The sequence below is a fragment of the Streptomyces sp. NPDC002104 genome (genome assembly GCF_053593795.1).
Genome location: NZ_JBSFDF010000076.1, coordinates 1 through 25,771, shown reverse-complemented (window position 1 = coordinate 25,771; position 25,771 = coordinate 1). Strand labels below are relative to the sequence as shown.

The following is a 25,771-nucleotide window of genomic DNA, read 5'->3' as shown; positions in this document are numbered from 1 at the left end:
CGGCAACAACGCGGGCAAGAAGTCCCTCCAGAAGACCTACATCGCCCAGGCCAAGGCCACCGGCAAGGTCACCATCTCGCCCCTGCACAAGGTGAGTTCGGTACGGAAGCCTGGCCGAAGGCCTCCATCAGGCCGAATCCGGCCGTCCGGACCTCGTTCATCGCCTCGAAGTCGAAGCTCCGCCCGGCCTCCGCCCAGGGGGCGTCCGGTCCGGACTCGGCCTCGGTGCGACCGGCTTCGGTGAGCGTGAACAGCTTCTTGCCGCCCTCGCTCTCGCTGGTGATGAGGCCCTCGTCCTCGAGGAGCTGCAGGGTCGGGTAGACCGACCCCGGGCTGGGCTTCCAGGCCCCGCCGCTGCGCTCGCCGATCTCCTGGATCATCTCGTAGCCGTGCATCGGCCGGTCGGCGAGCAGCGCCAGGATGGAGGCGCGCACATCACCCCGCCGAGCCCGGCCGCGCGGCCCTCCGCGCCCGCCCCGCCCGCCGAAGGGCCCACCGCCGAAGGGCGGCCCGAACGGCCCGAAAGCGGCACGCCGCCCCTGGAACTCCTCCCGGCGGTCCGGCCCGCAGTGGCCGTGACCCCGTCCGTGCTCATGTCCGTGGTCGTGTCCGTGCTGTCCGTGTGAACGCATGACTGCGCTCCTTTCCTCATTCGGTGATGCGTTGTCGCTGATGCGATGTCTCTACTATCGCTGACCCATCGCGATGCGTCAACGATATATCGGAAACTTCCTCAACGAACACCCTTGCCGGTCCGGCCCCGCGCCCGGCCGGCCCCGGCCCGAGGGCAGGGTCGGCATGTTCAGCGAAGGTCCGGCCGTGGAGACGGCTCAGGCGTCACGGCACGTAAGGAAGGGCGGCGACGAAGAGGGCCCCCGACGGGTTGGGGGCGGCGTGCAGGGTGCCGCCGTGGCGTGCTGCGATCTCGCGGGCGATGGCCAGGCCCAGCCCGGAGCCGCCGGTGCCTCGTGCGCGGGCGCCGTCGAGGCGGGTGAAGCGTTCGAAGACCCGCTCGCGGTCGGCGCGCGGGATGCCCGGGCCGTCGTCGCGTATCTCCACCAGGGCCATGCCGTCGGCGCCGGCGGTGACGGCGATGTCCGTGACCGTGCGGGCATGCCGTGCGGCGTTGTCGAGGAGGTTGCGCAGCAGCCGCTCCAGCTGGACGGCACTGCCGTGAACGACGACCTGGTCGTCGACCGAGACGGTGAAGTCCAGCGTTCGGTGCATCCGCAGGTGGCGGAACTCCTCGACCAGGTCATGGGCGAGCGCGGTGAGGTCGACCGGAGTGCCGGGCGCCGGGGCGGTGTCGTCGAGCCGGGCCAGTAGGAGCAGGTCGTCGGTGAGGTGCTGGAGCCGCTCGATGTCGGTGAGTGCGTCTCGTACGGTCTCCGGCCAGTCCACCTCCTCGGGGTGGGCGAGGGATGCCTCGAGGGAGGTCCGGAGGTTGGCGATGGGGCTGCGCAGCTCGTGGGAGGCGTCGGCTATGAAGAGCCGCTGGCGGGCGACGCCGGCGAAGACGCGGTCGAGCGTGACGTTGATCGTGCGGGCCAGCCAGGGAACCAGCGTGCCGGTCTCGGGGACCGTGATGCGCCGGTCGAGGGCGCGGCTGGTGGTGATCTCCTGCAGTTCGCGGTTGAGGTTCTCGACCGGGCGGAGCACGATGCGGGTCGCGGCCCACACGGTGGCGCCGACGGCGAGTCCGCCGCCGATCGTGAACAGCCAGTTGGCGAGCGCGCGCGTGGGTGCGTGGGTCTGGCTGTTCAGGGTCGTGAACCAGACCTCCGCGGCCACCAGAGCCGTTGCCAAGAAGAACGGGAGCAGGATTCTGGACGTACGGTCCCGGTCCGCGGCCCGTGAGCCTTCCTTCAGGGGCGGGGCGATCGCCCAGGTGGTGGCGGAGACGAGGAGCCCGGGGGCCGCGACGGCGGCGCTCAGGGCCGGCCACAGCAGGGAGGAGTGCGCCTGGTCGATGCTGAACCTGACCAGGGTGGGCAGCCAGCGCGCGTCGGCGAAGATCGCGAGCAGCGCGGTCGCGGCGGCGACCGTGACCGTGCCCCGGCTGCGCGCGCTCCCGCCCAGTTTCCAGGTGGCGGTGGCCACGAGTGCGGCGGCCAGCAGCGCGCCGGGCGCCGCCGCCTCCTCGACGAGCGCGAGGGCCCGGAGGAGGAAGCCGGCGGGCTCACCGGCCGACGGCGGCAGCATGCGGCTGATCAGCACCAGGACCGGCAGGCCGGCGCCGAGCACGGCGAGGGTGCTGAGGCCCCCTACGGCGGCAAGACGGTCCCGGCCCGCGCGAAGGTCACCCACCGTCGGCCGCCAGCCGGTAGCCGCTGCCGCGCACCGTCTCGATCGCCGCGCGCCGGAAGGGCGCGTCGATCTTGCGCCGCAGGGAACTGATGTAGACCTCGACGATGTTGGTGTCCCCGTCGTACGACGCGTCCCACACGCCGTCCACGATGTCCATCTTCGGGACGACCTCGCCCGCCCGCCGGGCCAGGCACTCCAGGACCGCGAACTCCTTGGGTGTGAGGGTGATCCGGTGTTCGCCGCGTCCGCAGCTCCTCTGGGCGGGATCGAGCCACAGATCGCCCAGACGCATCCGGGTGCGCACCCGTGGGCCGCCGCGGCGCAGCAGGGCGCGGAGCCTGGCTTCCAGGACGACGTAGGAGAAGGGCTTGGCCAGGTAGTCGTCGGCGCCGGTGTCCAGCGCCTCGGCCTCGTCGTACTCACCGTTCTTGGCGGTGAGCATGAGGATCGGGGTGTCGACGCCGTCGGTGCGCAGGCGGGCGCAGACCCGGTAGCCGTTGAGGCCGGGCAGCATGATGTCGAGGATGATCGCGCTGTACGCGTGTTCCCCGGCCATCCACAGGCCGATCCTGCCGTCGTGGGCGACATCGACCGCGTACCCGGCGGCCTCCAGGCCGCGCTTGAGGGATGCGGCCAGCCGTTCCTCGTCTTCGATCACCAGCACTCGCATGATCGTCAGTATCCCCGGGGCACGAAGATCTCCCTGAAATGATCTTCAGGGAGCTTCAGCCTCTTCTCAGCAGGTCAAGGGCACTGTCAGGGCGTGAACACCACCACCCGCCCCCCTCCCGTCCCCCGGTCGCGGCGCCGCCCTGCGCGTGGGCCGGCCGGGGCGCGCACCGCCGAGGCGGGCCTGCTCGTCCTGGCCGTGTCCATCACCTTGTGCGGCTACGCGTACCAGTCGCTCGCCGTCACGGGGGCGGTGCCGCAGGACATGCCGGTGTTCTCCGCGCTGGTGGCGGGCGCCGTGTCCGTCGCGCATCTGGCGGTACGGCGCTTCGCGCCGCACGCGGATCCGCTGCTCCTGCCCGTCACCGTCCTACTGTCCGGCATCGGGCTGGTGCTGCTGCACCGTCTCGACCCCGCGTACGAGGCAGCGTACGAGGCGCCGGCCGTCGCACCGGGGCAGCTGGTGTGGTGCGGGGTGGGAGTGGCCGTGTGCGTCGCGGTGGTGGGGCTGCTCAAGGACTACCGGCGTCTGCAGCGCTACATCTATCTGACGACGGCTGTGGCGCTGGTGCTGCTGACCGTTCCGGCCTTCTCGTCCGGTGACAGGTACGGCGCCAAGCGGTGGATCGTGCTGGGGCCGCTGTCGCTCCAGCCGGGCGAGTTCGTGAAGATCATGATGGCGGTGGGATTCGCGGGCTACCTCGTCAGCCACCGGGACGCGCTGGCGCTGACGGGGCCCCGGCTCCTGGGGGTCCGCTTTCCCAGTGGGCGGCAGCTGGGCCCGATCGCGCTCGTGTGGGTGACGTGCCTGTTCGTGCTGGTCTTCGAGCGCGATCTGGGCACCGCACTGATCTTCTTCGGGCTCTTCGTCATCACGCTGTACGTCGCCACCCAACGGACCGGGTGGGTCGTCTGCGGCCTGCTCATGGCATCGGCCGGGGCCGGCCTCGTGGGGTCCTTCGAACCGTACGTCCGGAGCCGGGTCGTGGCGTGGCTGCATCCGTTCGACATCTTCCTGCCCAAAGCCCAGCGTCCGAAGGGGCTCGTCTCCGACCAGTTGGCCCAGGCACTGTTCGGCTTCGGCTCCGGCGGGCTGACGGGTACCGGGCTGGGGACCGGGCACCCCGAGTTGATCGGGTTCGCCGGGCGCAGCGACTTCGTCCTCACCACCGTCGGCGAAGAGCTCGGGCTCACCGGGGTGACGGCGGTCCTGATGCTCTACACGCTGCTGGTGCAGCGGGGACTGCGGACCGCACTGCTGGCACGCGACCCGTTCGGCAAGCTGCTCGCGACGGGGCTGGCCACCGTGGTGGCCCTCCAGGTGTTCGTGGTCGCGGGAGGGGTCACCGGACTCGTCCCGCTCACCGGCAAAGCACTGCCGTTCCTGGCACAGGGCGGCACCTCGCTCGTGGCGAACTGGCTGCTCGTGGCGCTGTTGATCAGGATCAGTGACGCGGCGCGCCGTCCCCCGGCCGCAACGGGGTCCTGACCGGCGCGATCGGGCCGGGGTTCGGCAGGACGGAACGATCCCGCACCCGCGCCGACGGCCGGGGCACGGTCCGCCAGCCAGTCCAGTCATCCCGGATTGGCCTTTGCGGGTGCCTCCGAGGCCTCCCTACCGTCGGGGACATGCGCATCCGAATCGTCGACGCCTTCACCGACCGCCCCTTCGGCGGCAACCCCGCCGGAGTCCTGCTCCTCGAAGGCGAGACCGGGTTCCCCCCGGACGCCTGGCTCCAGCAGGTCGCCGCCGAGGTCAACCTCTCCGAGACCGCCTTCGCGCACCCGCTCCCGCCGGGCGGCGAGGCCGACTGGGCGCTGCGCTGGTTCACCCCGGCCGCCGAGGTCGACATGTGCGGCCACGCGACCCTGGCCACCGCCCACGTCCTGGCGACGAGCGGTCTCGCGACCGGGACGGTCCGCTTCTCGGCGCGCTGCGGCATCCTGACGGTCACGGCCGCCGCGGACGGGAGTCTGGAGATGGACTTCCCGACCTCCTCGCTGACCGAGGTCGAGCCGGACGCCGCAGTGGAGCGCGCGCTGGGCGCCACCGCCACGTCGGTCCACGACACGTCCGAGCACATCGGGGATCTCGTGGTGGAGCTGGCCGACGAGCGGACCGTACGGGAGCTCGCGCCGGACCACGCCGCCCTGCGCGGGTACTCCCGGCGCGGCATCATCGTGACCGCGGCGGCCGAGGACCCCTCCCGCGGCTACGACTTCGTCTCGCGCGGCTTCTTCCCCGCACTCGGCATCGACGAGGACCCGGTCACCGGCTCCGCGCACACGGCGCTGGCCCCCTTCTGGGCGCGGCGCCTGGGCCGCACGGAGCTCGTCGGCCTCCAGGGCGGAGCCCGCACCGGGCTCGTCCGGGTCCGGCTGCTGGGCGACCGTACGCTGCTGATCGGCCGCGCGGTCACGGTCGTCGACGGCGAGCTGCTCACCGCACCGTAGGCCGCCGGGCGCCGGCCGCCGGGCGCCGCGCGCCCGGCCCACCGCGCCGGGCCTACGGGGTGGGCAGCCAGCCCACCTTGCCCGCCAGCAGGGCGTACCCGCCGAAGGCCACGATGTCGAGCAGCGCGTGCGCGACGACCAGCGGGCCCACCCGGCCCCAGCGCCGGTAGGCGAGGACGAAGACGACGCCCATCACCACGTTCCCGATGAACCCGCCGATGCCCTGATAGAGGTGGTACGAGCCGCGCAGCACGGAGCTGGCCAGCAGCGCGGCCATCGGCGACCAGCCGAGCTGCCCGAGCCTGCGCAGCAGGTAGGCCAGCACGATGACCTCCTCCACCACGGAGTTCTGCACCGCGGAGAGGATCAGCACGGGGAACTTCCACCACACGTCGGGCAGCGCCTCGGGCACCACCGTGAGGTTGAAGCCGGTCGCCCGCGCCCCCAGGTAGAAGGCCAGTCCCGCGCTGCCGATGCAGGCGGCGACGAGCGCGCCCCGGCCCAGGTCCCACCAGGGCCGGGTCCGGTCGAAGCCCAGCACCTTCAGCCCCGGCGCACCCTCACGGGTCAGCAGGTGCGCGACGAGCAGGACGGGGACGAGGGCGCTCGCGATGCCGAACAGCTGCCAGGCCAGGTCCAGCCAGGGCCGGCCGGGGGCGTACGAGCCGTTGAGCGTGGCGGCCTGGTCCTTGAGCCCGCCCGGCTTGGTCAGCGAGCCGATGAAGCTGATCAGCGCCGAGACTCCGCTCGCGCCCAGGGACAGCGCCAGCACGAGCAGCGTCTCGGAGCGCAGCATCCCGCGCTCGCCCGCTGCCCCGCCGGGCTCGAACCGCCCGACCTCCGGTTCCGGCTCCGTCCGCACGCCCGTCTCCCGTCCCGCACCCGCTGCGACGTCTCGCGGGGCGTCCCGCCCCGATGACCCCATACTGCCTCCTCCACGGGGCAGGGGGATCACCGGGCGGGACCGGCCGGGCCCCGGAACCAGTCCGCGGCGACGGATCCGCGATCAGTCCGCGGCGACGGCCGCGGGTCCGGCCGGCGGTGCGGCCGCGGGTCCGCCCCCCAGCCCCACCGGCCAGGTGTGGACGGGATCGCCCCGGTGACTCAGCTCGCTGTAGCGGCGCGTGGTCGCGGCCAGCGCCTCGTCCCGCTCCAGCCCCGCCGCGAGAGCCCGGTGGTACGTGTCCACCTGCCAGGTGGCCCCGTTCACCCGGCGCCGGCACCGCTCCTCGATGATGCCGAGGTAGTGGTCCCGGTCGGCGGGCTCGATGCCCCACGCGTCCAGTCCGGCGGCCGCCATCGGCAGCAGCTCCTCCAGCACCAGGCGGACCGCGGGCACGCTCGCCAGTCCCCCGCCCCGGCCCCGGCGCGGCCAGCGCACCCGGGCGTCGATGCCGTAGCGGCAGGCCGCGTCGAAGTTGGCCTCCGCCTCCGCGAAGGGCAGCCGGCTCCACACCGGGCGCTGCTCGTCCGCGAGGGTCCGTACGAGCCCGTAGTAGAAGGCCGCGTTGGCGACGACGTCGGCGACCGTCGGGCCGGCGGGCAGCACCCGGTTCTCCACGCGCAGGTGCGGCACCCCGTCGGCGACCCCGTAGACGGGCCGGTTCCAGCGGTAGACGGTGCCGTTGTGCAGCACCAGCTCCTGCAGGCTGGGCACCCCGCCCTCGGCGAGCACCCGCAGCGGCTCCTCCTCGTCGCAGATCGGCAGCAGGGCGGGGAAGTAGCGGACGTTCTCGGCGAAGAGCTCGTACGCCGAGTCCACCCACCGCTCGCCGAACCAGGTGCGCGGGCGCACCCCTTGGGCCTGCAGCTCGGGCGGCCGGGTGTCGGTGGCCTGCTGGAAGAGCGGCGGCCGCGATTCGCGCCACAGCTCCCGCCCGAACAGGAAGGGCGAGTTGGCGCCCACGGCTATCTGTACGGCAGCCACCGCCTGGGCCGCGTTCCACACGTCCGCGAACCGTGCCGGGGTCACCTGCAGGTGCAGTTGTACGGAGGTGCAGGCGGCCTCCGGCACGATCGACCCGGAGGTCCAGGTCAGCCGCTCGACCCCGTCGATGTCGAGCACGAAGTCCTCGCCCCGCATCATCAGGATCTGCTCGTTGAGCAGGGAGTAGCGGTCCACCGCGGACAGGTTGGCGGTGACCAGGTCGGTGCGGGAGATCGTCGGCAGAATTCCGATCATGACCACCCCGGCGCCGACCTCCCGCGCCTGCCGGTGGGCATAGCCCAGACCCGCGCTCAGTTCCTCGGAGAGCTGGTCGAATACCCGGCCGCCGAGCCGGTGGGGAAGGACGTTCACCTCCAGGTTGAACATTCCCAGTTCGGTCTGGAAATCGTTGCTCGCAATACGCTCAAGGACCTGGGCATTCACCATTCTCGGCAACCCGTCGGCACCCGCCAGATTCAACTCGATCTCCAGCCCCATCATGTTCTTGGGGCGATCGAACCTCTTCTCCTCCAGAAGTCGCTCCAGTACCTCCAGGCACTCGTGAAGCTTCCTCCGGTACCGTTGCCGATCGGACAGGTCGAATCCGCCCGCCACGACCTTCTCCCCCATCGGAGCGTCCCTCCTCGACTGGGCCCGGGCGGCGTCGAATGGATCCGCCCCCGGGCGCGCGTTACGGTCGATGATGCCCCGGCGGCGTGATCGATAACGCGGAGGGGGCGTGACTGGCGGGGAGCGCGCGCCGGTTTGGCCGACAGGCGCTTTGGCACATTCACCTGGCAAGCCGCTCTGCGCAAATACAGCGTAGACCTTGCCAGTTATCGATAACCGGCGCTTTTCAGCCGAGCGCTCATCCGGTAACCTCCGAGGTCAGCGCAGAATTTTTGCGCGCACCCGGCATGAATGCCACGTCAGCGGGACCGGTAACCGCCTTGTCGGCAATAGGCGGGACAGCTAGCCGAAACACTGCGTGAACACATGTCAGATAAACTCCGCAAGCGAGGCAGAGAGTTGGCGCGCGGCCATTGCCCCTCAGCCCCCCTCTGACCCCAGAATGCGACAGCGCCGTCCGCACCCCGCACCCGCCCCGTTCCACAGGTCTCCCTAGCGAGAGGCGACCCACCATGCCGCTGCACGTCCCTCCGGCTCCCGCGCCCGCCCTGCGCAGTGTCCTCGCGGCCCTCGGTTCCCCCACCGCCGTCCACGAGGCGCACACCCCGGCCCTGCGAGCCCTTCAGGGCCCGATGACCGCCGAACTTCCCCTGCCCGTCCACGTCCTGGACCGGCTGCACATCTCCGGGCTGACCGCCGGCGGCAGGCCGCCGCGCACCCGGCTGACCGGCTGGCGCTTCCTGATCCGCAGCGGGGACCGCTACGTCGCGGCGGCCGACACCCGGCTGACACCGGACGGATGGGCTTTCTCCCACTTCTTCGAGGGGCCCTACGTGGCCGCCACCGAACGCGCGCTGCGCCAGGCCGAATCGCTCGGCAAGAACTACCAGCCCCGCTTGCTGTCCGTACCGGAGCTGTACATGCTGACCCTGTGGCTGCACGGATCGGTGGGCGCCGACGCCTCCGCCGGCCTGCCGGCCGCCGCCGACCTCCTGGTCCCCCTGGCGCCGGCCCCGCCCGGCATCGCCGCCTACCGCCCGCACCCCGTGTCCGAACTGCTGCCCGTACTGACCCACAGGCTCACGCCGACGGCCCCTCCGGTACCGCCCTCCATGGCCGCACCGGCCGCCTAGACCGGTCTCTGGCCGGTTCTGCCCATTCGGCCTAGCCCACTCGGGCCCCCGGCGAACCATCCGAAATGACAGGGGAGTTGGCCTGAACCGCCCGCACGGGTGATGCGTCATCAATCTATGAGGACAGCTGCCGGGAAATCCCTCCGGACACCGTGCCGTGGGGGAACACTGGGGACTCTGACCGAGCCAAGTCGTTGATACGGGGGGCGGCCATGAACCACGCGCACAACGCACCGAGCCGCAGCACACAGACCACACCGCAGCGAAAGAACGCATCCATGTGCCAGCACAAGCCAGCATGCCCGACCGCCGACTCAGCCGACAGGGAGGCCGCGCACCCCGTGGCCGTTCACCCGGAACAGGGCTGGAGCCTGCTGTGCAACGGCGTCCTGCTGTTCGAGGACACCGGTGAGCTGCTGCCGGACGGCCAGATCATCGCTCCGAACCGGCCGCTGGCGGCCGCGCAGGTGATGAAGGCGGCCTAGCCGACGACGGAACCGAAAGGGGCCGGCCCAGGAGGAAACTCCCGGACCGGCCCCTTCGTCACATCAGCACATCAGCTGATCAGTTGTCGTACTCGTCCAGCGGCGGGCAGGAGCACACCAGGTTCCGGTCGCCGAAAGCACCGTCGATGCGGCGCACCGGCGGCCAGTACTTCTCCGCGGCCGACACCCCGCCCGGGAAGACGGCCTCGTCACGGGTGTACGGGTGGTTCCACTCGCCGCCCAGCGCCGCCGCCGTGTGCGGGGAGTTGGCCAGCGGGTTGTCGTCCACCGGCCACTCGCCGCCCGCGACCCGCTCGACCTCGGCGCGGATGGCGATCATCGCGTCGCAGAAGCGGTCGATCTCGGCCAGGTCCTCGGACTCCGTCGGCTCGATCATGAGCGTGCCGGCGACCGGGAAGGACATGGTCGGCGCGTGGAACCCGTAGTCGATCAGGCGCTTGGCGATGTCGTCGATGCTCACGCCGGTCGCCTTGGACAGGGGGCGCACGTCGATGATGCACTCGTGCGCGACCAGGTTGCCCGGGCCGGTGTAGAGCACCGGGTAGTGCGGCTCCAGGCGCTTGGCGATGTAGTTGGCGCCGAGCACCGCGACCTGGGTGGCGCGCTTGAGACCCTCGCCGCCCATCAGGCGCACGTACGACCAGGAGATCGGCAGGATGCCCGCCGAGCCCCACGGAGCGGCCGAGATCGGGCCGACGCCCGTCTCCGGACCGGCCGTCGGCTGGAGCGGGTGGTTCGGGAGGTACGGGGCCAGGTGCGCCCGGACACCGACCGGGCCGACGCCCGGGCCGCCGCCGCCGTGCGGGATGCAGAAGGTCTTGTGCAGGTTCAGGTGCGAGACGTCGCCGCCGAAGTGACCCGGCTTGGCCAGGCCCACCAGGGCGTTGAGGTTGGCGCCGTCCACGTAGACCTGGCCGCCGGCGTCGTGCACCTGGGCGCAGATGTCGGCGACGTGCTCCTCGAACACACCGTGCGTGGAGGGGTACGTGATCATCAGCACGGCGAGCTCGTCGCGGTACTGCTCGATCTTCGCGCGCAGGTCGTCCGCGTCCACCTCGCCGTCGTCGGCGGTCTTGACGACGACCACCTTCATGCCGGCCATCACGGCGCTCGCGGCGTTGGTGCCGTGCGCGGAGGACGGGATGAGACAGACGGTGCGCTGCTCGTCGCCGTTCGCCCGGTGGTAGGCGCGGACGGCCAGCAGGCCGGCGAGCTCGCCCTGGGAGCCGGCGTTCGGCTGAATGGAGACCTTGTCGTAGCCGGTGACCTCGCAGAGACGTTCCTCCAGCTCAGTGATGAGCGTGAGGTACCCCTCGGCCTGCTCGACCGGGGCGAACGGGTGCAACTGGCCGAATTCGGGCCAGGTGACCGACTCCATCTCGGTGGTCGCGTTGAGCTTCATGGTGCAGGAGCCCAGCGGGATCATGCCGCGGTCCAGCGCGTAGTCCTTGTCGGAGAGCTTGCGCAGGTAGCGCAGCATCGCCGTCTCGGACCGGTGCTGGTGGAAGACCGGGTGCGTCAGGTACTCGTCCGTACGCAGCAGCCCCTCGGGCAGCGCGTCGGCGGTGTCGGCGTCCAGCGCCTCGATGTCCGCGGTGACGCCGAAGGCGGCCCAGACGGCCTCGACGTCGGCGCGCAGGGTCGTCTCGTCGCAGGCCATGGAGACGAGGTCGCCGTCGACCTGGAAGAGGTTGACGCCACCCTCGCGGGCGGCGGCCACGACCTCGGCGACCCGGCCCGGAACCCGCACGGTCAGGGTGTCGAAGTACGAGCCGTGCACGACCTCGACACCGCCGGCCTTCAGGCCCGCGGCCAGCAGGTTGGCGTAGCGGTGGGTGCGGCGGGCGATCGTCCGCAGCCCGTCCGGGCCGTGGTAGACGGCGTACATGCCGGCCATGACGGCGAGGAGCACCTGCGCGGTGCAGATGTTGCTGGTGGCCTTCTCGCGGCGGATGTGCTGCTCACGGGTCTGCAGCGCGAGGCGGTAGGCCTTGTTGCCGTCCGCGTCCACGGAGACGCCGACGAGGCGGCCGGGCAGCGAGCGGGCGTGCTTGGCCTGGACGGCCATGTAGCCGGCGTGCGGTCCGCCGAAGCCCATCGGGACGCCGAAGCGCTGGGTGGTGCCGACGGCGATGTCCGCGCCGAGCTCGCCCGGGGAGGTCAGCAGGGTCAGGGCGAGCAGGTCCGCGGAGACGGCGACGATGGCGCCGAGACCGTGCGCCTGCTCGATGACCGGCTTGATCTCCCGCACGGCGCCGGAGGCGCCGGGGTACTGCAGGAGCACGCCGTAGACGCCGCGCTCGGCGATCTCAGCCGGAATCCCCTCGCTGAGATCGGCGACGACGACCTCGATGCCGATCGGCTCGGCGCGGGTCTGGATCACCGCGATGGTCTGCGGCAGCGCGTCGGCGTCGACGAGGAAGACGTTGCCCTTGGCCTTGCCCACGCGGCGGGCCAGGGTCATGGCCTCGGCGGCGGCGGTGCCCTCGTCGAGCAGCGACGCGCCGGAGGTCGGCAGACCGGTCAGTTCGGCGACCACGGTCTGGAAGTTCAGCAGGGCTTCGAGGCGGCCCTGGGAGATCTCCGGCTGGTACGGCGTGTACGCCGTGTACCAGGCCGGGTTCTCCATGACGTTGCGCAGGATCACGGGCGGCGTGAAGGTGCCGTAGTACCCCAGTCCGATCATGGACGAGAGGACCTGATTGCGGTCGGCGAGCTCACGCAGCTCGGCGAGCACCTCGGCCTCGGTCCGCGCCTCGGGCAGGTTCAGCGCGGCGGTGGTCTTGATCACATCCGGCACCGCGGCGGCGGTGAGCTCGTCCAGCGAGCCGTAGCCCACATGGGCGAGCATCTTCGCCTGCGCCTCGGCGTCCGGGCCGATGTGGCGCTGCTCGAAGGGGATGCCTCGCTCCAGCTGGGAGAGCGGAATGCGGTTGGCGGTCATGTACGGAGGCCTCCTGGTCGTACGACCTGCGAGGGGCACCACGGCGCGGGCACCCGGACGGCCTCCCCCTCTGTCATCACAACCTGAGAGCTTCACCGGGCCACGCGGGGATCGCCCACGAGATCCGGCTTTCACCGTCGGTGAGGAGAGGGACCGGCACTGCGCGCCCGGTACCCGCCCCTGCTTTCCAGAGTGGCCTCACCACGTGCGGTACGTATGCCTGAGAGATTCCGGGGAGGATTTGCTCCTTCGGCGCCTCCGACTCACTCTTTCGGAGGACTCTCCCGCACAGGGTCAACAGCCATCACCCAGCCTACCAGCGAGGATCTGGGCACCTCCCTCGAGTGGCCCCCTCTCCGGAAATGCACTTTTGTAGTCATTACGGAGGAGTTGCGCCCAATGGAGGGACCGGACCGTGCAGACCGACATCGATCCCCGCAGCCTGATCGGCCGCAAGGCGTTCGACCGCAATGGCACCAAGATCGGCACCGTCGACGAGGTCTACCTCGACGATGCCACGGGCGTCCCGGAATGGGCCGCCGTACGCACCGGCCTCTTCAGCCGGGACGCCTTCGTCCCGCTGGAGCCCAGCGAGATGGTGGGCGACACCCTGCACGTGCCCTTCGAACGCTCCCTCATCAGGGACGCCCCCGACTTCGGCGTCGGCCGCCACCTCTCCCCCGAACAGGAGCTGCAGCTCTACCACCACTACGGCCTGGACCTGGCCCTCCCGTCCGACTTCCACCACGACTTCGGCCACACGTCCCCCGACCCCCAATAGCCCGCCCCGATCCGGACCGCACCGCCCCGCACCACCGGGCCTCCCCCACCGGAACCCCACTCTCCGGACGCCCCCGGGTACAGCGGCAGCCCCGGCACGGTCCGCTGCCGGGGCACACCCGCGTACGCACCGGAACACCACACCGGCCCGGCACAGTCCCTCGCCGGACGCACCCTCGCGCGTACGCACCAGACCACGACGCCCCGGCAGTCCGCTGCCGGGGCACACCTGCGCGCGCACCCGAGCACCACGCCGGCCCGGCACAGTCCCTTGCCGGACGCACCCTCGCGCATAAGCGCCAGAACACCACGACGGCCCGGCAGTCCGCTGCCGGGACACACCTGCGCGCGCACCCGAGCACCACGCCAGCCCGGCACAGTCCAATGCCGGGGCACACCTGCGTACGCACCCGCGCACCACGACGGCCCGGCACAGTCCCTTGCCGAGCGCACCCTCGCGTGCACGCCACGGCGGCCCGGCACAGTCCGCTGCCGGGGCACACCTGCGCGCGTAAACCAGAGCACCACGGCGCCCCGGCACGGTTCGCTGCCGAGGTGCACCTTTATGCGCACGCACGCGAAACCACGGCAGTGCGCCGGGGCACGGCACCGCTGGGCCAGCGGTGGCCGGACCGGAACGGGCCTCAAGACGCCCGACTCGCTGCTTCCTGGTCTCGGCTCCCGCTCCCGGCGCCCGCTCCCCGCCGACCAGCCCGGGCAGCGGGTCACCCCTCGCCGCGCAGCCGGGCACATGCCGGCACAGCAGCCTGAAGCGACCTCTCAGGCTCGCTCCGGAGCAGTCGAACCCCCGACCCCCATGGCCTGGTCCCCGACCAGCGGCATCGGATCGGACGGCTCCAGCTCAGGATCGTCCACCAGGAACGTCCGGACCCGGCCCGGCTGGGATCCGGGCTGCTCGAACCGTACGGTCACCCGCCCGACGCCACTGCCCTGCACCCACCCCGGCCCGTACACCGCATGCCGCACATCGCTCCCGGCCGGCCACCGCCGCTGAACCACCCCTTCAACGCCCCCCGGCACCACGCCGCCCCCAGCCCCCTCCCCTTGCCGCACCCCCGGCCCCTGACCCGGCTCCGGATCGCGCCCCAGTTCCCGCCCTTGGCCCTGGCTCGCGCCCTGCCCCGGACCCTCGCCCTGGCTCTGGCCCTGCCCCTCGCCCCGACCCTGGCCCTGGCCCTGGCCCTGACCCTGACCCTGACCCTCGCCCTGACCCTGGCCCTCGCCCTGGCTCTGGCCCTGGCCCTGACCCTGGCCCTCGCCCTGGCCCTGGCCCTCGCCCTGGCCCTGGCCCTGGCCCTGGCCCTGACCCTCGCTCCGGCTCTGGCTCTGGCCCAGACCCTCGCTCTGGCTCTGGCTCTGGCCCCGACCCTGGCTCTCGCCCTGGCTTGCGCCCCGACCCTGACCCTGAACCTGGCCCTGGTTCTGGCCCTGGCCTTGGCTCTCGCCCGCGCCCGCGCCCTGGCCCTGACCCTCGCCCTGGTTCTGCCCCTGACTCTGCCTCTGACCCTGGCCCTGGCTCTCACCCGCGCCCTGGCCCTGGCCCTGACCCTGGCCCTGACCCTCGCCCTGGTTCTGGCCCTGGCCCTGGCCCTGGCCCTGACCCTCGCCCTCATCCTGCTGGGCAGCCTCACTCTGCCCGGCCTGCGCCCCGGGCTCGGGTTCGCCCTGCTGGCCGCGCTCGGTACCCGGGCTCTGCCCAGTCCTCGCCTCCGGCCCGGGTTCGCCAACCTGGCCGTGCTCGGCACCACCCTCACTCAGCTCAGCCCTCTCCCCCGGCCCAGGCCCCCCACCCCGCCCTTCCTCGGCACTCCGGCCCTGCCCGGCCTCCCCCGACCTGGGCTCGCCACCCCACGCCTGCTCGGCACCCCGGTCCTGCCCGGCCCTGTCCGCCGGCCCAGGCTCGCGACCCCGCCCGGCGGCCTCACCCCGTCCAAGCCCGGCATCGTGCCCCGGCCCCGATCCGGTGTCCTGCCCCTCCCCGGCGGCCTCGACCGGTCCTCGCTCGGCACTCTGCCCCTGAACGACGGCCTGGCCCGGCACGGGACTCCCACCCTGACCAGCACCCTGACCAGCACCCCGGCCGGGCCCCTCGGCCTCCCCCTCACCATGCCCGGCACCCCGCCCAGCAGCGTCCTCGCCCAGAGCCCGGGCCTGCCGAGGGTCAGAGGCGTCCTCGCCCAGAGCCCGGCCCTGCCGGGGGGCAGACGCGTCCGCGCCCAGGCCCCGGCCCTGCCGAGGGTCAGAGGCGTCCTCGCCCAAGGCAGCGCCGGCCCCCTCACCCCCGCCGGACGGCGCAGCCGCAGCCGGCCCCTCCACCGCCCCGCCCCGCGCAGCCATCGCGTCGGCGAAGGCGAACAGGTCCTCCTGCGTGTAGTCCGCGAGCCCGGTCACCCCCACGCCCAGCAGCCGCACCCCGCCCGTGGTGTCCACGGCCTCCAGCAGCCGCCCGGCGGCCTCCCGCACCACCGCGGGGTCGTCCGTGGGCCCCCGCAGGGTCTCGGACCGGGTCAGCGTGGAGAAGTCGTACCGCCGGACCTTGAGCACGATGGTCCGCCCCGAGTGTCCCGACGCCCGCAGCCGCTCCACGCACCGGTCCGCGAGCCGCTGCACCTCGCCCCTGATCCGCACCCGGTCGTGCAGGTCCACGTCGAAGGTGTCCTCGACCGAGACGGACTTCGCGTCGCGCTCGGCGACCACCGGCCGCTCGTCCACGCCGAGCGCCATCCGGTACAGCCCGACCCCGTGCGAGCGCCCCACCATCCGGACCAGTTCGTCCTCACCGGCCTCCGCGAGCTCCCCCACCGTGGTGATCCCGGCCCGCCGCAGGTGCTCCCCGGTGGCCGGCCCCACGCCGGGCAGGGTCCGTACCGACATCGGTGCCAGGTGCGCCCGCTCCGTGCCGACCTCGATCAGCAGCAGCCCGGCCGGCTTGGCCTCCTCGGAGGCGACCTTCGCCAGCATCTTGGATCCCGCGAGCCCCACGGACCCGCTCAGCCCGGTCACGGCCGTGATGTCGGCCCTCAGCCGCTCGCCGACGGCCCGCGCGGTCTCCGCGTCGAAGGCGACGCCGCCCGCCTCGAGGTCCACGAAGGCCTCGTCCAGGCTCAGCGGCTCCACGAGGGGGGAGAGTTCCCGCAGCATCCCCATGACGGTGTCGCTGACCTCGCGGTACAGGCTGAAGCGCGGGACGAGGCATGCGCCGTTCGGGCAGAGCCGCCGCGCCTGGGCCATCGGCATGGCCGAGTGCACCCCGAAGCGCCTGGCCTCGTAGGAGGCGGTGGCGACGACCCCGCGCGGCCCGAGCCCGCCGACGATGACGGCCTTGCCGCGCAGGCTCGGCTTCGACGCCTGCTCCACGGAGGCGTAGAAGGCGTCCATGTCCAGGTGCAGGATGGTCGGCGCGGATCTCACGGCTCCGATGCTGCCCTACGCCACTGACAATCGGCCCGACCCGCCACCGGGCGTGCCCTACGCCCGGCCGCCGACCGGCGCCAGGCCGGTGACCGCCCGGCGACCGGCGCCCCGTACGGCCCCCTCAGACGGCCCGGTTCCTCCGGGCGGCCAGCTCGTCGGCCGGGTTGTGCCCGACCACCGTCTCGCCCGTGTCCACGCGCTCCCCGTGCAGCTGCGACAGGGCGTTCTCGACGTCGCGCCAGACCACGCCCACGGCGATCCCGAAGATCCCCTGGCCGCCCTGGAGCAGGCTGACGACCTGGTCCGGCGAGGTGCACTCGTACACGGTGGCGCCGTCGCTCATGAGCGTCATCCGCTCCAGGTCCGAGAAACCCCGGTCGCGCAGGTGCTGCACGGCGGTGCGGATGTTCTGCAGCGCCACCCCGGTGTCCAGGAAGCGCTTCACGATCTTGAGGACGACCACGTCCCGGAAGCTGTACAGGCGCTGCGTCCCCGAGCCGTACGCGGGCCGCACCGTGGGCTCCACCAGCCCGGTGCGCGCCCAGTAGTCGAGCTGCCGGTAGGTGATGCCGGCCGCGGCACACGCCGTCGGCCCCCGGTATCCGACCTGCTCCGGTGCGCTCTCGCCGCCCTGGGGCCCCACCGGCCCCACCGGCCCCACCGGACCGACCGGCGCGGGCTCCGGCTGACGGCGCGCGGAGTTCACCGCACCACCGTGCAGCGGGTACGGCCCACCGTCACTCCGTGCGGGGATGCCCCCGGTCATACCGTCGCCCGTGACTCTCACGCCGACCCTCCGTCCTTGACCTGCCACCTCGAAGGTAGGCAGTCACCAGGGGTGCGTCAACGATCGCCACACTCGGCACGCCGAGTGATAATCACCCTGAGAGTGGTTTCCCGTACCCCATTGCGGGGAAAGGCTACTCGAATGGGCTGAAATATCCGGGAGGACGGCGCGACCCGCGCCTCACTGCGGGCCGGTACCGAAGTCCTCCGGCGAGATCTGGTCGAGGAACTCGCGGAACTTCTCCACCTCGTCCTCCTGCTCGTCCGGGATCGCGATGCCGGCGTCGTCGAGCACACCGTCGCTGCCGAAGATCGGCGTCCCGGTCCGCAGGGCGAGCGCTATGGCATCGGAAGGCCGCGCGCTCACCTCGACTCCGCTGGCGAAGACGAGCTCCGCGTAGAAAACGCCCTCCCGCAGATCCGTGATCCGGACCTCGGTGAGCTCCTCACCGATCGCCTCCAGCACGTCCTTGAACAGGTCGTGCGTCAGCGGCCGGGCAGGGGCCATGCCCTGCTGCGCGAAGGCAATGGCGGTCGCCTCCCCTGGTCCGATCCAGATGGGGAGGTACCGGTCGCCTCCCACTTCACGCAGGAGCACGATCGGTTGGTTCGAGGGCATTTCCACCCGGACACCCACAACGTCGAGCTCGTTCACACAGCAACCCTAGGACCTGCCCGGCAGGTTTGGGTAGTCGGGCTCCCCCAAGCCTGCCCCCGAACCCCTCCGAAGTCGGCCGAAGTCGGCCCGAAAACCCCTCCGGATCAGTGCAGCCGCACGCCGAGAGCAGTTTGTACGAGGGCCTCGTGCAGCCGTACGGAAAGCCCCGCGAGCTCCTTCATCGTGGCCTCCGCATGGGCCCTGGTCTGCGGATTGCGGTGCCGGCGCAGCGGCGAGACGACCTGCTCCACCAGACCGGCCTCCCGGTCGGCGGCGGCCTTCATCGCACGCAGGTGGCGCGGCTCCAGACCGAATCGGCCGAGATCGGCCACCAGACGGGCCACCGTGACCGCCTCGGCGTCGAAACCGCCTCCGGGGGCCTCCGCGATGAGCCCGTACGACTCCCACTCCACGAGCTGGACCTCGTCCACCTCGGCGGCGGCCATCAGCTCGGCCCGGCCCACCCGGGCCACGGTCGGCCGCTCCCGGCCCACCTCGCCGTAGAGGGCAACGGGGCTCGCGGGGTCGACGGACTCCCCGTGCGCCGTGGGCGCCGGGATGCGGATCTGCTCACCGCGTGCGAGCGCGTCGAGCTGCTCGCGGATGACCTTCAACGGAAGGTAGTGGTCGCGCTGGAGCCGCAGGACGTGGGCGAGGCGCTCCACGTCGTCGGTGCTGAACTTGCGGTATCCGGAAGGTGTGCGCCGGGGCTCGACGAGCCCCTCCGCCTCCAGGAAACGGATCTTCGAGATCGTGACTTCGGGGAACTCCTCGCGCAGCATCGTGAGCACCGTTCCGATGCTCACCAGCCGCACGCCCGAGGAGGCCGCGGTGGCGGTGCCGCTCTTTGCGGCACCGCCTGCCGGGATACGCAGCATGGGACCTTCCCTTGAAGGGTCAGTGCCCCCGCAGGCTCGCGTAGAAGACCAGCCGGTACTTGCCGATCTGCACCTCGTCGCCGTTGTGCAGGGCGACGGAGTCGATCGGTTCACGGTTCACGTACGTGCCGTTGAGGCTGCCGACGTCGGAGACGGTGAAACCGTCGTGGCTCCTGCGGAACTCGACATGGCGCCGGGAGACGGTGACGTCGTCCAGGAAGATGTCGCTCTGCGGGTGCCGGCCGGCCGTCGTCAGCTCACCGTCCAAGAGGAACCGGCTGCCGGAGTTCGGGCCGCGCCGCACGATCAGCAGAGCGGAACCCGGCGGCAGCGCTTCCACCGCGGCCTGGGCCTCGGGGGACAGCGAGGACGACACGTGCGTCTGTCCCGACACCTCGGCCTCGTAGGCCTCCAGGCCCGAGATCGAGATGGTGGACGTGGTCTCCGAGGCACGCTCCGGCGTCAGACCCGCCCGCAGCGGCGCCCCGCAGTTGGAGCAGAACCGGCTCGCCGCATCGCTGCGGTGCCCGCACCTGCTGCAAATCTGCTCGGCCGACATGGACGGCTCCTCGCGCCGCGGCTGCCCCGCGGAGGCATTGGTGGCATACGGGTCGGGGGCAAACCCTCCACCCGTACTTGAGGTTGATGGTTCACCGAAACCTATGCGTCCGGTACCGGCAGGGTCAACAGTCGACGCGCCGTGCGCGCCCGAAATGTCACCCGCTCCGGCGACCTCGTCGCGGAAGAGCGGCCGGTCGCCCTGCCCTTCCACGTCTCCATGCCCCGCGCGGTGCCTGGCCGCACCGCTTTCCTCGCGGTTCTTCTTGCCGAACAACTTCTCAAACAACTTCACGGGCGATTCCCCTTGACCGAAACAGACCCGCCCGTGGGGCAGGACGAACTCCGAATGCAACACCTGCCGACCCGGACATACTTACAACGTCCGTAACCATCAGACAGTTTCCACCACGCACCGCGACTTCGGTGCCTCGACCCCCCGCAGGCATCCGCCCGCGTGAGCCGGTCCGGCGCACCTCCCGCATCACGACGATGACGACCGAGCGTAGTCAGGCTGCTTCGCAGCCCGCAAGGCATCCACAACGATCTTCGCCGGACGTGTGACGCCGACGACGGCCTGCTCCTTCTCCAGCGACTGGACGACGCCACCGGGAATGTTGAGCGCCGGCTCCAGGTCCTGCGGCTTGCCGATCACCTTGAACTCATAAGGCTGTGTGATCTTCTTACCGTCGATGGCGACCCCGTCCTCCTCGTCCGAGAAATACGAGTCCGCCACGATCCGCACCCCGTTGATCTGGATCGCCTCGGCCCCGGCCGCCCGCAGCTCCTGGAGGGTGTCCAGCAGCTTGTCCGACGACACCTGGCCCTTGGGGTCCGTGATCTTCAGCACGATCCCCGGACCCTGCGCGGCCACCGTACCGGCCAGGATCCCGAGTTGGCGCTCCTTCTCCACGGTCTGCTTGCGGGCCTCCTCGGCCTGGTTGGAGCTGCTCTCCAGTTCCCGGCGCTGGTCGTCGAGCTTCTGCTTCTCGTCCTCCAGCCGCTTGGTCCGCCCGTCCAGCTCGTCGAGGATCCGTACGAGGTCCTCCTGACGGGCGCCGCGCAGCGCGCTGGAGTCGCTGTTCGACCGCACCTGGATGGCCAGACCGAGCCCCAGGACGAACAGCAGCAGCGCGACGATCAGTTGGGCCCGGCTCACCCGCGGCGGCCACAGCCCGGCCGCCAGCCGCTGCCGGCCGGTCTCCTGGGGTGCGGCCTGAGCGGCCCCGGGGTGGGTCTCGGGGTGCGTCTCCGGGTGCGTCCGGGGCGCGTGGCCCACGGGCCCGGCCGACGGCTCCAGCGGAGGCTCCGCCTCGGGCCGCTGTGCCGCGGCCCCGGGCTCCTCGGGCGGGGTGTCGTTCGTACTCATCGGCCTCACGCCCGGAAGACGTGCCGGCGGATGGCCGCGGCGTTGGAGAAGATGCGGATGCCGAGGACGACCACCACACCCGTGGACAGCTGCGAGCCGACCCCCAGCTTGTCGCCGAGGAAGACGATCAGCGCCGCCACGACCACGTTCGACAGGAACGACACCACGAAGACCTTGTCCACGAAGATGCCGTCCAGCATCGCGCGCAGGCCTCCGAACACCGCGTCCAGCGCCGCGACCACGGCGATCGGCAGATAAGGCTCCACCACGGCCGGCACTTCGGGCCGGACGAGAAGTCCGACCACCACTCCGACCACGAGGCCCAGTACCGCGATCACGATGCACCCTTCTGCTGCTCTGCTGCTGTAGCCGTACGTACGGTCAGGCTCGACGCGGCCGGAAGACGCATCTCGGCCTCGGACGTCAGGGAGTAACGGATGCCGTAGTTCTCCTGCAGCACGTGCAGGTACTGGCCGTCCGCGGAGTCCTGGAACGCGGTCCCGAGGCGCTTCTTGTCGCCGATCGCCAGCACTTCGTACGGCGGCACCAGCGGCCTGTTGTCGACCAGTATCGCGTCACCCGCGGCCCGGATCGCCGAGAGTGACGTCAGCCGCTGCCCGTTGATCGAGATCGCTTCCGCGCCCGACTGCCACAGCCCGTTGACGATCTTCTGCATGTCGCGGTCGCGGAGCCGCCCGGTGTCCGAGAATCCGGCGCTCTCGCGCGGCGCGGACCCGTTTCCGGTGGCCGAGCCCTTGGCGTCGTCCACCGTCAGCTTGACCCCGGGTCCGTGGACCTCGGTGGCCCCGGACAGCAGCGCCACGAGCTGGCCCTGTTCGCCGCCGTGCTGCTTGAGCGCCTCGCGCTGCCGGTCGGCGACGGTGGCCCGCAGCCGCTCGATGTCCCGCTCCAGGCCGTCCGCGTGCGCGTCGGCCCGCTCGACCCGGTCGATGAGTTCCTGACGCTCCTTGGCCAGCACCGGCGCGGTCGCCCGCGCCTGCGCGGCGCCCAGGGTGACGACACTGGCCGCGAGTACGAGCCCGGCGGCAAGACCCAGCTTCGCCCTGAGGGTCCGCGGCAGGCCGGACGTGCCCTCGGCCTCGCGCCGGGCCGAAGCCTCCGCGTAGCCCTCGTCGAGGGAGTGGTCCATCACGTGCGTCAGCAGCGACATGGAGGCGTCCGGCCGCGCCGGAGGTACCGAACTGCGGTGGTGGGACGGCTGCGACATGCCGCACATCGTCGCATGTCGGCGCCGCTCCCACCGAATGCGGACGTCCGGTGGACCGGACGGGACCCACGCCCCGCCCGCTCCACCGGACTTCCGGCCCTACGCCGCTTCGCAGCGGCCTACGCCCTCACGCGCGGGCGGCTCAGTTCCCGGCGCCGTCCACCACCGCTGCCCAGTCGTCCAGCAGCGCCTGCGCGGACGCGTCGTCGGGTCCCTCCGCCCACAGGTGGGTGACCGCCTCCGCCGGATCCGGCAGCACCAGCGCCCACCGTCCGTCGGCCTCGACGACCCGCACCCCGTCGGTGGTGTCCACCTGCCGGTCCCCGGCCGCTTCCACGACCCGCCGCATGACGAGCCCCTTCACCGCCCACGGGGTCGGCACGTCCCGCTTGAGCACGTGCGCCCGCGGGATCCGGGCATCGATCTGGCTCAGCGTGAGCTGGGTCCGCGCCACCAGCCCGATCAGCTGTACGAAGGCGGCCGAGCCGTCGAAGACGCTGCTGAACTCGGGAACGATGAATCCGCCGCGCCCGTCACCGCCGAAGATGGTGTTCTCCGCCCGGCCCACCCGGGTCAGGTCGTCGGGCGAGGTCGTCGTCCACTCCACCTGGGTCCCGTGGTACGCCGCCACCTGCTCGGCGATCCGGGTCGTGGTCACCGGCAGCGCCACCTTGCCACTGCGCTTCTCGGCGGCCACCAGGTCGAGCAGCACCAGCAGGGCCCGGTCGTCCTCGATGATCCGGCCGCGCTCGTCCACGAGGGAGATCCGCTCGCCCACCGGGTCGAAGCGCACTCCGAACGCGGCCCGCGAGGACGCCACGATCTCCCCGAGCCGGACCAGGCCGGCCCGGCGCGATTCGGTGCTCTCGGTGGGCCGGGACTCGTCGAGTCCCGGGTTGACGGTGAGGGCGTCCACCCCGAGCCGGCCCAGCAGGCTGGGCAGCACCAGGCCGGCGCTGCCGTTGGAGGCGTCCACGACCACCTTGAGCCCGGAGTCCGCGACCCCGGTGGTGTCCACGCGCCGCAGCAGGGACCCGGTGTAGGCGTCGAAGACGCTGCCCGGGAACTGCAGGTCACCGATCTCTCCGGGGAAGGCACGCCGGTACTCCTGGCGCGCGTAGACCCGGTCGAGCTTGCGCTGCTGCTGGAGGGAGAGGTCCGCCCCCCGCTCGTCGAGGAACATGATGTCGACCGAGTCCGGCACTCCGGGCGAGGTCCGCAGCACGATGCCGCCGGCGCTGCCGCGCGCGGTCTGCTGCCGCGCCACGGGCAGCGGTACGTTCTCCAGGTCCCGGACGTTGATGGCACTGGCCTGCAGCGCCGAGATCACGGCCCGCTTGAGCGCTCGCGCGCCTCGGGAGTGGTCGCGGGCCGTGGTGACCGTCGCGCCCTTCTTCAGGGTCGTCGCGTAGGCACCGGCCAGCCGGACCACGAGCTCCGGGGTGATCTCCACGTTCAGGATGCCGGTGACCCCGCGCGCCCCGAACAGATGTGCCTGTCCTCTGGACTCCCAGATGACCGAGGTGTTGACGAAGGCGCCCGCCTCGATCGTCTTGAAGGGGTAGACCCGTACGTTCCCCTGGATGATCGATTCCTCGCCGACGAGGCACTCGTCGCCGATGACGGCGCCGTCCTCGATCCGGGCGGACCGCATGATGTCGGTGTTCTTGCCGATGACACAGCCGCGGAGATTGCTGTGCGGCCCGATGTACACGTTGTCGTGCACGACGGCCTTGTGCAGGAAGGCACCGCTCTTCACGACGACGTTCGATCCGACGACGGTGTGCTCGCGGATCTCCACCCCGGCCTCGACCTTGGCGTAGTCCCCGATGTACAGCGGCCCGCGCAGCACCGCGTCCGGGCTCACCTCGGCCCCTTCGGCGATCCATACGCCGGGGGAGATCTCGAAGCCGTCCATGTCGACCTGGACCTTGCCCTCGAGCACGTCGGCCTGCGCCTTGACGTAGCTCTCGTGGGTGCCCACGTCCTCCCAGTAGCCCTCGGCGACGTAGCCGTAGATGGGCCGGCCTTCCTTCATCAGCTGCGGGAAGACGTCACCGGACCAGTCGACCGAGACGTCGGCGTCCACGTAGTCGAAGATCTCCGGCTCCATGACGTAGATGCCGGTGTTGATCGTGTCCGAGAACACCTGGCCCCAGGTCGGCTTCTCCAGGAAACGCTCGACCTTGCCTTCCTCGTCCACGATGGTGATGCCGAATTCCAGCGGATTCGGCACACGGGTGAGGCACACCGTGACGAGGCCGCCCTTCTCCTTGTGGAAACGGATCAGGTCGGTCAGGTCGAAGTCGGTGAGCGCGTCACCGGAAATGACGAGGAAGGTGTCGTCCTTCAGAGCCTCCTCGGCGTTCTTCACGCTGCCGGCGGTCCCGAGTGGCTTCTCCTCGTTGGCATAGGTGAGCTCCATTCCGAGCTCCTCGCCATCACCGAAATAGTTCCTGACGAGCGACGCCAGGAACTGCACGGTGACCACGGTTTCGCTGAGCCCATGCCGCTTGAGCAGCCTGAGCACATGCTCCATGATCGGCCGGTTTGCCACCGGCAGGAGCGGCTTGGGCATGCTTGAGGTCATGGGGCGAAGCCGAGTGCCTTCGCCACCAGCCATCACGACGGCCTTCATGTCGGAAGAGTCCTCCTTGAGAGACGGCGAATCGCCGACCTCACCCGTCTCGGACGGTGACTGGACCACTCCCCCGCGTCAGTCAGGCGCCGAGCGAGCTCAATCGGCCGTGGCGTCCGCCTTCACGAGCCGGCGGACTTGCACCACGTAAAGGACTCCTGCCCACCAATAGAGGGTTGTACCCCATCCGGCGAACGCCCATCCGAAAACTGACCCCATCCAGGCCAACCAACCCGACCAGGTGCTCACCAGGAGGAAGGGGAACGCGTACATCAGGTTGAAGGTCGCGGCCTTCCCGAGGAAGTTCACCTGGGGCGGCGGATAGCCGTGCCGGCGCAGGATCCAGACCATGACCAGCAGCATCAGCTCGCGCGCGAGCAGCGCCCCCGTGAGCCACAGCGGCAGAATCTCGCGGTACGTGAGACCGAACAGGGTGGACAGGATGTAGAGCCGGTCCGCGGCGGGGTCCAGCAGCCGGCCGAGGCTGCTGATCTGATTCCAGCGCCGTGCCAGCTTCCCGTCGAGGTAGTCGCTGATCCCGCTCAGCATGAGGACGGCGAGTGCCCAGCCGTCGTGCTCGGCCAGGATCAGCCACAGGAACAGGGGTACGCCTGCGAGACGCGCCATGCTCAGGATGTTCGGAATGGTGAAAATTCGGTCAGTCTGAACCCGAGTCTCCTGGACCTCCACCCGGGGGCCTCCACTGTGACTGTAGAAATGTCGAACGATGCCCCCTGACCCTACAGGAGCCGGTGGACCGGTCCGTAAACGCAGAGAAGCCCCGCACCGAACCCTGAACGGGTTGGTGCGGGGCTTTCCCACAATGATTGTTCGGCGGCGTCCTACTCTCCCACAGGGTCCCCCCTGCAGT

General features: G+C 71.3%; 20 protein-coding genes, 1 pseudogene and 1 riboswitch. Of the genes and pseudogenes, 5 read left to right on the top strand and 16 right to left on the bottom strand.

The genetic code is table 11. The annotated features are described in order from the left end of the window. Positions 1-110: 110 nt before the first annotated feature. The 3 genes and pseudogenes from ACWCP2_RS35865 to ACWCP2_RS35855 all read right to left on the bottom strand — a co-directional run. A pseudogene (locus ACWCP2_RS35865) lies at positions 111-632 on the bottom strand (PadR family transcriptional regulator); the annotation flags it as partial. Positions 633-837: 205 nt separating this feature from the next. Beyond that, positions 838-2,307, bottom strand: coding sequence for a sensor histidine kinase (locus ACWCP2_RS35860; protein ID WP_450912718.1), 1,470 nt, complete (start codon positions 2,305-2,307; stop codon positions 838-840). Further along, a complete protein-coding gene (locus tag ACWCP2_RS35855; RefSeq protein ID WP_450912717.1) occupies positions 2,300-2,977 on the bottom strand; it encodes a response regulator in 678 nt (225 codons plus the stop codon). Before ACWCP2_RS35855 ends, ACWCP2_RS35860 begins: the two co-directional genes overlap by 8 nt. 93 nt (positions 2,978-3,070) lie before the next feature. Here ACWCP2_RS35855 and ACWCP2_RS35850 point away from each other — a divergent pair, with 93 nt between their 5' ends. Continuing rightward, positions 3,071-4,465, top strand: coding sequence for an FtsW/RodA/SpoVE family cell cycle protein (locus tag ACWCP2_RS35850; protein ID WP_450912716.1), 1,395 nt, complete (start codon positions 3,071-3,073; stop codon positions 4,463-4,465). A gap of 140 nt (positions 4,466-4,605) precedes the next feature. Then, entirely contained in the window at positions 4,606-5,430 is an 825-nt protein-coding gene (locus tag ACWCP2_RS35845; protein WP_450912715.1) for a PhzF family phenazine biosynthesis protein, read from the top strand. A 52-nt stretch (positions 5,431-5,482) separates the two neighbouring features. Here ACWCP2_RS35845 and ACWCP2_RS35840 read toward each other — a convergent pair whose 3' ends face one another. Then, positions 5,483-6,226, bottom strand: a complete 744-nt coding sequence (locus ACWCP2_RS35840; RefSeq protein ID WP_383954341.1) for a CPBP family intramembrane glutamic endopeptidase — start codon at positions 6,224-6,226, stop codon at positions 5,483-5,485. 210 nt (positions 6,227-6,436) lie between these two features. Next, complete coding sequence (locus ACWCP2_RS35835; RefSeq protein WP_450912714.1) at positions 6,437-7,987, bottom strand: glutamate-cysteine ligase family protein; 1,551 nt, start codon at positions 7,985-7,987, stop codon at positions 6,437-6,439. A 512-nt stretch (positions 7,988-8,499) separates the two neighbouring features. Between ACWCP2_RS35835 and ACWCP2_RS35830 the strand changes: the two genes are divergently transcribed. Together ACWCP2_RS35830 and ACWCP2_RS35825 are read left to right on the top strand one after the other, a co-directional pair. Continuing rightward, the gene (locus ACWCP2_RS35830) at positions 8,500-9,120 is read left to right on the top strand and encodes a hypothetical protein (protein ID WP_450912713.1); all 621 of its coding nucleotides are present in this window, start codon (positions 8,500-8,502) and stop codon (positions 9,118-9,120) included. Between the two features lie 278 nt (positions 9,121-9,398). After that, positions 9,399-9,605 (top strand): DUF5999 family protein, encoded by a 207-nt coding sequence (locus tag ACWCP2_RS35825; protein WP_323187805.1) that lies wholly within the window; start codon positions 9,399-9,401, stop codon positions 9,603-9,605. Positions 9,606-9,684: 79 nt separating this feature from the next. Here the strand turns inward: ACWCP2_RS35825 and gcvP are convergent, their stop codons facing one another. Next, positions 9,685-12,570, bottom strand: coding sequence for an aminomethyl-transferring glycine dehydrogenase (gene gcvP / locus ACWCP2_RS35820; RefSeq protein WP_450912712.1), 2,886 nt, complete (start codon positions 12,568-12,570; stop codon positions 9,685-9,687). A gap of 198 nt (positions 12,571-12,768) precedes the next feature. Then, a riboswitch (glycine riboswitch) is annotated at positions 12,769-12,867 on the bottom strand. 118 nt (positions 12,868-12,985) lie between these two features. Here gcvP and ACWCP2_RS35815 point away from each other — a divergent pair. Further along, positions 12,986-13,351 (top strand): PRC-barrel domain-containing protein, encoded by a 366-nt coding sequence (locus ACWCP2_RS35815; RefSeq protein ID WP_450912711.1) that lies wholly within the window; start codon positions 12,986-12,988, stop codon positions 13,349-13,351. Positions 13,352-14,130: 779 nt separating this feature from the next. On the opposite strand, the gene ACWCP2_RS35810 is transcribed toward ACWCP2_RS35815, so the two are convergent. The 10 genes from ACWCP2_RS35810 to ACWCP2_RS35765 all read right to left on the bottom strand — a co-directional run bounded on the left by ACWCP2_RS35810 (position 14,131) and on the right by ACWCP2_RS35765 (position 25,590). Continuing rightward, positions 14,131-16,782, bottom strand: a complete 2,652-nt coding sequence (locus tag ACWCP2_RS35810; RefSeq protein WP_450912710.1) for a DNA polymerase IV — start codon at positions 16,780-16,782, stop codon at positions 14,131-14,133. A gap of 124 nt (positions 16,783-16,906) precedes the next feature. Next, complete coding sequence (locus ACWCP2_RS35805; RefSeq protein WP_450912709.1) at positions 16,907-17,572, bottom strand: MerR family transcriptional regulator; 666 nt, start codon at positions 17,570-17,572, stop codon at positions 16,907-16,909. A gap of 180 nt (positions 17,573-17,752) precedes the next feature. After that, a complete protein-coding gene (locus ACWCP2_RS35800) occupies positions 17,753-18,226 on the bottom strand; it encodes a bifunctional nuclease family protein (protein WP_250745191.1) in 474 nt (157 codons plus the stop codon). A gap of 107 nt (positions 18,227-18,333) precedes the next feature. Continuing rightward, positions 18,334-19,107 carry a transcriptional regulator FtsR gene (gene ftsR, locus ACWCP2_RS35795; protein WP_450912708.1) on the bottom strand — a complete coding sequence of 258 codons (774 nt, stop codon included), beginning with the start codon at positions 19,105-19,107 and terminating at the stop codon, positions 18,334-18,336. 19 nt (positions 19,108-19,126) lie between these two features. After that, positions 19,127-19,666 (bottom strand): FHA domain-containing protein, encoded by a 540-nt coding sequence (locus ACWCP2_RS35790; protein ID WP_274547808.1) that lies wholly within the window; start codon positions 19,664-19,666, stop codon positions 19,127-19,129. Between the two features lie 483 nt (positions 19,667-20,149). Continuing rightward, complete coding sequence (locus ACWCP2_RS35785; protein ID WP_450912707.1) at positions 20,150-21,034, bottom strand: DUF881 domain-containing protein; 885 nt, start codon at positions 21,032-21,034, stop codon at positions 20,150-20,152. A 5-nt stretch (positions 21,035-21,039) separates the two neighbouring features. After that, positions 21,040-21,372, bottom strand: a complete 333-nt coding sequence (locus tag ACWCP2_RS35780; RefSeq protein ID WP_112452698.1) for a small basic family protein — start codon at positions 21,370-21,372, stop codon at positions 21,040-21,042. Continuing rightward, complete coding sequence (locus ACWCP2_RS35775) at positions 21,369-22,271, bottom strand: DUF881 domain-containing protein (protein ID WP_450912706.1); 903 nt, start codon at positions 22,269-22,271, stop codon at positions 21,369-21,371. The genes ACWCP2_RS35780 and ACWCP2_RS35775 overlap by 4 nt, the downstream gene beginning before the upstream one ends. A gap of 133 nt (positions 22,272-22,404) precedes the next feature. Continuing rightward, a complete protein-coding gene (locus tag ACWCP2_RS35770; protein ID WP_450912705.1) occupies positions 22,405-24,900 on the bottom strand; it encodes a sugar phosphate nucleotidyltransferase in 2,496 nt (831 codons plus the stop codon). A 99-nt stretch (positions 24,901-24,999) separates the two neighbouring features. Next, the gene (locus ACWCP2_RS35765) at positions 25,000-25,590 is read right to left on the bottom strand and encodes a CDP-alcohol phosphatidyltransferase family protein (RefSeq protein ID WP_250745186.1); all 591 of its coding nucleotides are present in this window, start codon (positions 25,588-25,590) and stop codon (positions 25,000-25,002) included. Positions 25,591-25,771: the final 181 nt, after the last annotated feature.

Coding starts and splice junctions, on each gene's coding strand:
- ACWCP2_RS35825 (WP_323187805.1), top strand. CDS start 9,399: ATGTGCCAGCACAAGCCAGCATGCCCGACCGCCGACTCAGCCGACAGG.
- ACWCP2_RS35840 (WP_383954341.1), bottom strand. CDS start 6,226: ATGCTGCGCTCCGAGACGCTGCTCGTGCTGGCGCTGTCCCTGGGCGCG.
- ACWCP2_RS35790 (WP_274547808.1), bottom strand. CDS start 19,666: ATGTCGGCCGAGCAGATTTGCAGCAGGTGCGGGCACCGCAGCGATGCG.
- ACWCP2_RS35835 (WP_450912714.1), bottom strand. CDS start 7,987: ATGGGGGAGAAGGTCGTGGCGGGCGGATTCGACCTGTCCGATCGGCAA.
- ACWCP2_RS35770 (WP_450912705.1), bottom strand. CDS start 24,900: ATGAAGGCCGTCGTGATGGCTGGTGGCGAAGGCACTCGGCTTCGCCCC.
- gcvP (WP_450912712.1), bottom strand. CDS start 12,570: ATGACCGCCAACCGCATTCCGCTCTCCCAGCTGGAGCGAGGCATCCCC.
- ACWCP2_RS35830 (WP_450912713.1), top strand. CDS start 8,500: ATGCCGCTGCACGTCCCTCCGGCTCCCGCGCCCGCCCTGCGCAGTGTC.
- ACWCP2_RS35845 (WP_450912715.1), top strand. CDS start 4,606: ATGCGCATCCGAATCGTCGACGCCTTCACCGACCGCCCCTTCGGCGGC.
- ACWCP2_RS35855 (WP_450912717.1), bottom strand. CDS start 2,977: ATGCGAGTGCTGGTGATCGAAGACGAGGAACGGCTGGCCGCATCCCTC.
- ftsR (WP_450912708.1), bottom strand. CDS start 19,107: ATGCTGCGTATCCCGGCAGGCGGTGCCGCAAAGAGCGGCACCGCCACC.
- ACWCP2_RS35775 (WP_450912706.1), bottom strand. CDS start 22,271: ATGTGCGGCATGTCGCAGCCGTCCCACCACCGCAGTTCGGTACCTCCG.
- ACWCP2_RS35785 (WP_450912707.1), bottom strand. CDS start 21,034: ATGAGTACGAACGACACCCCGCCCGAGGAGCCCGGGGCCGCGGCACAG.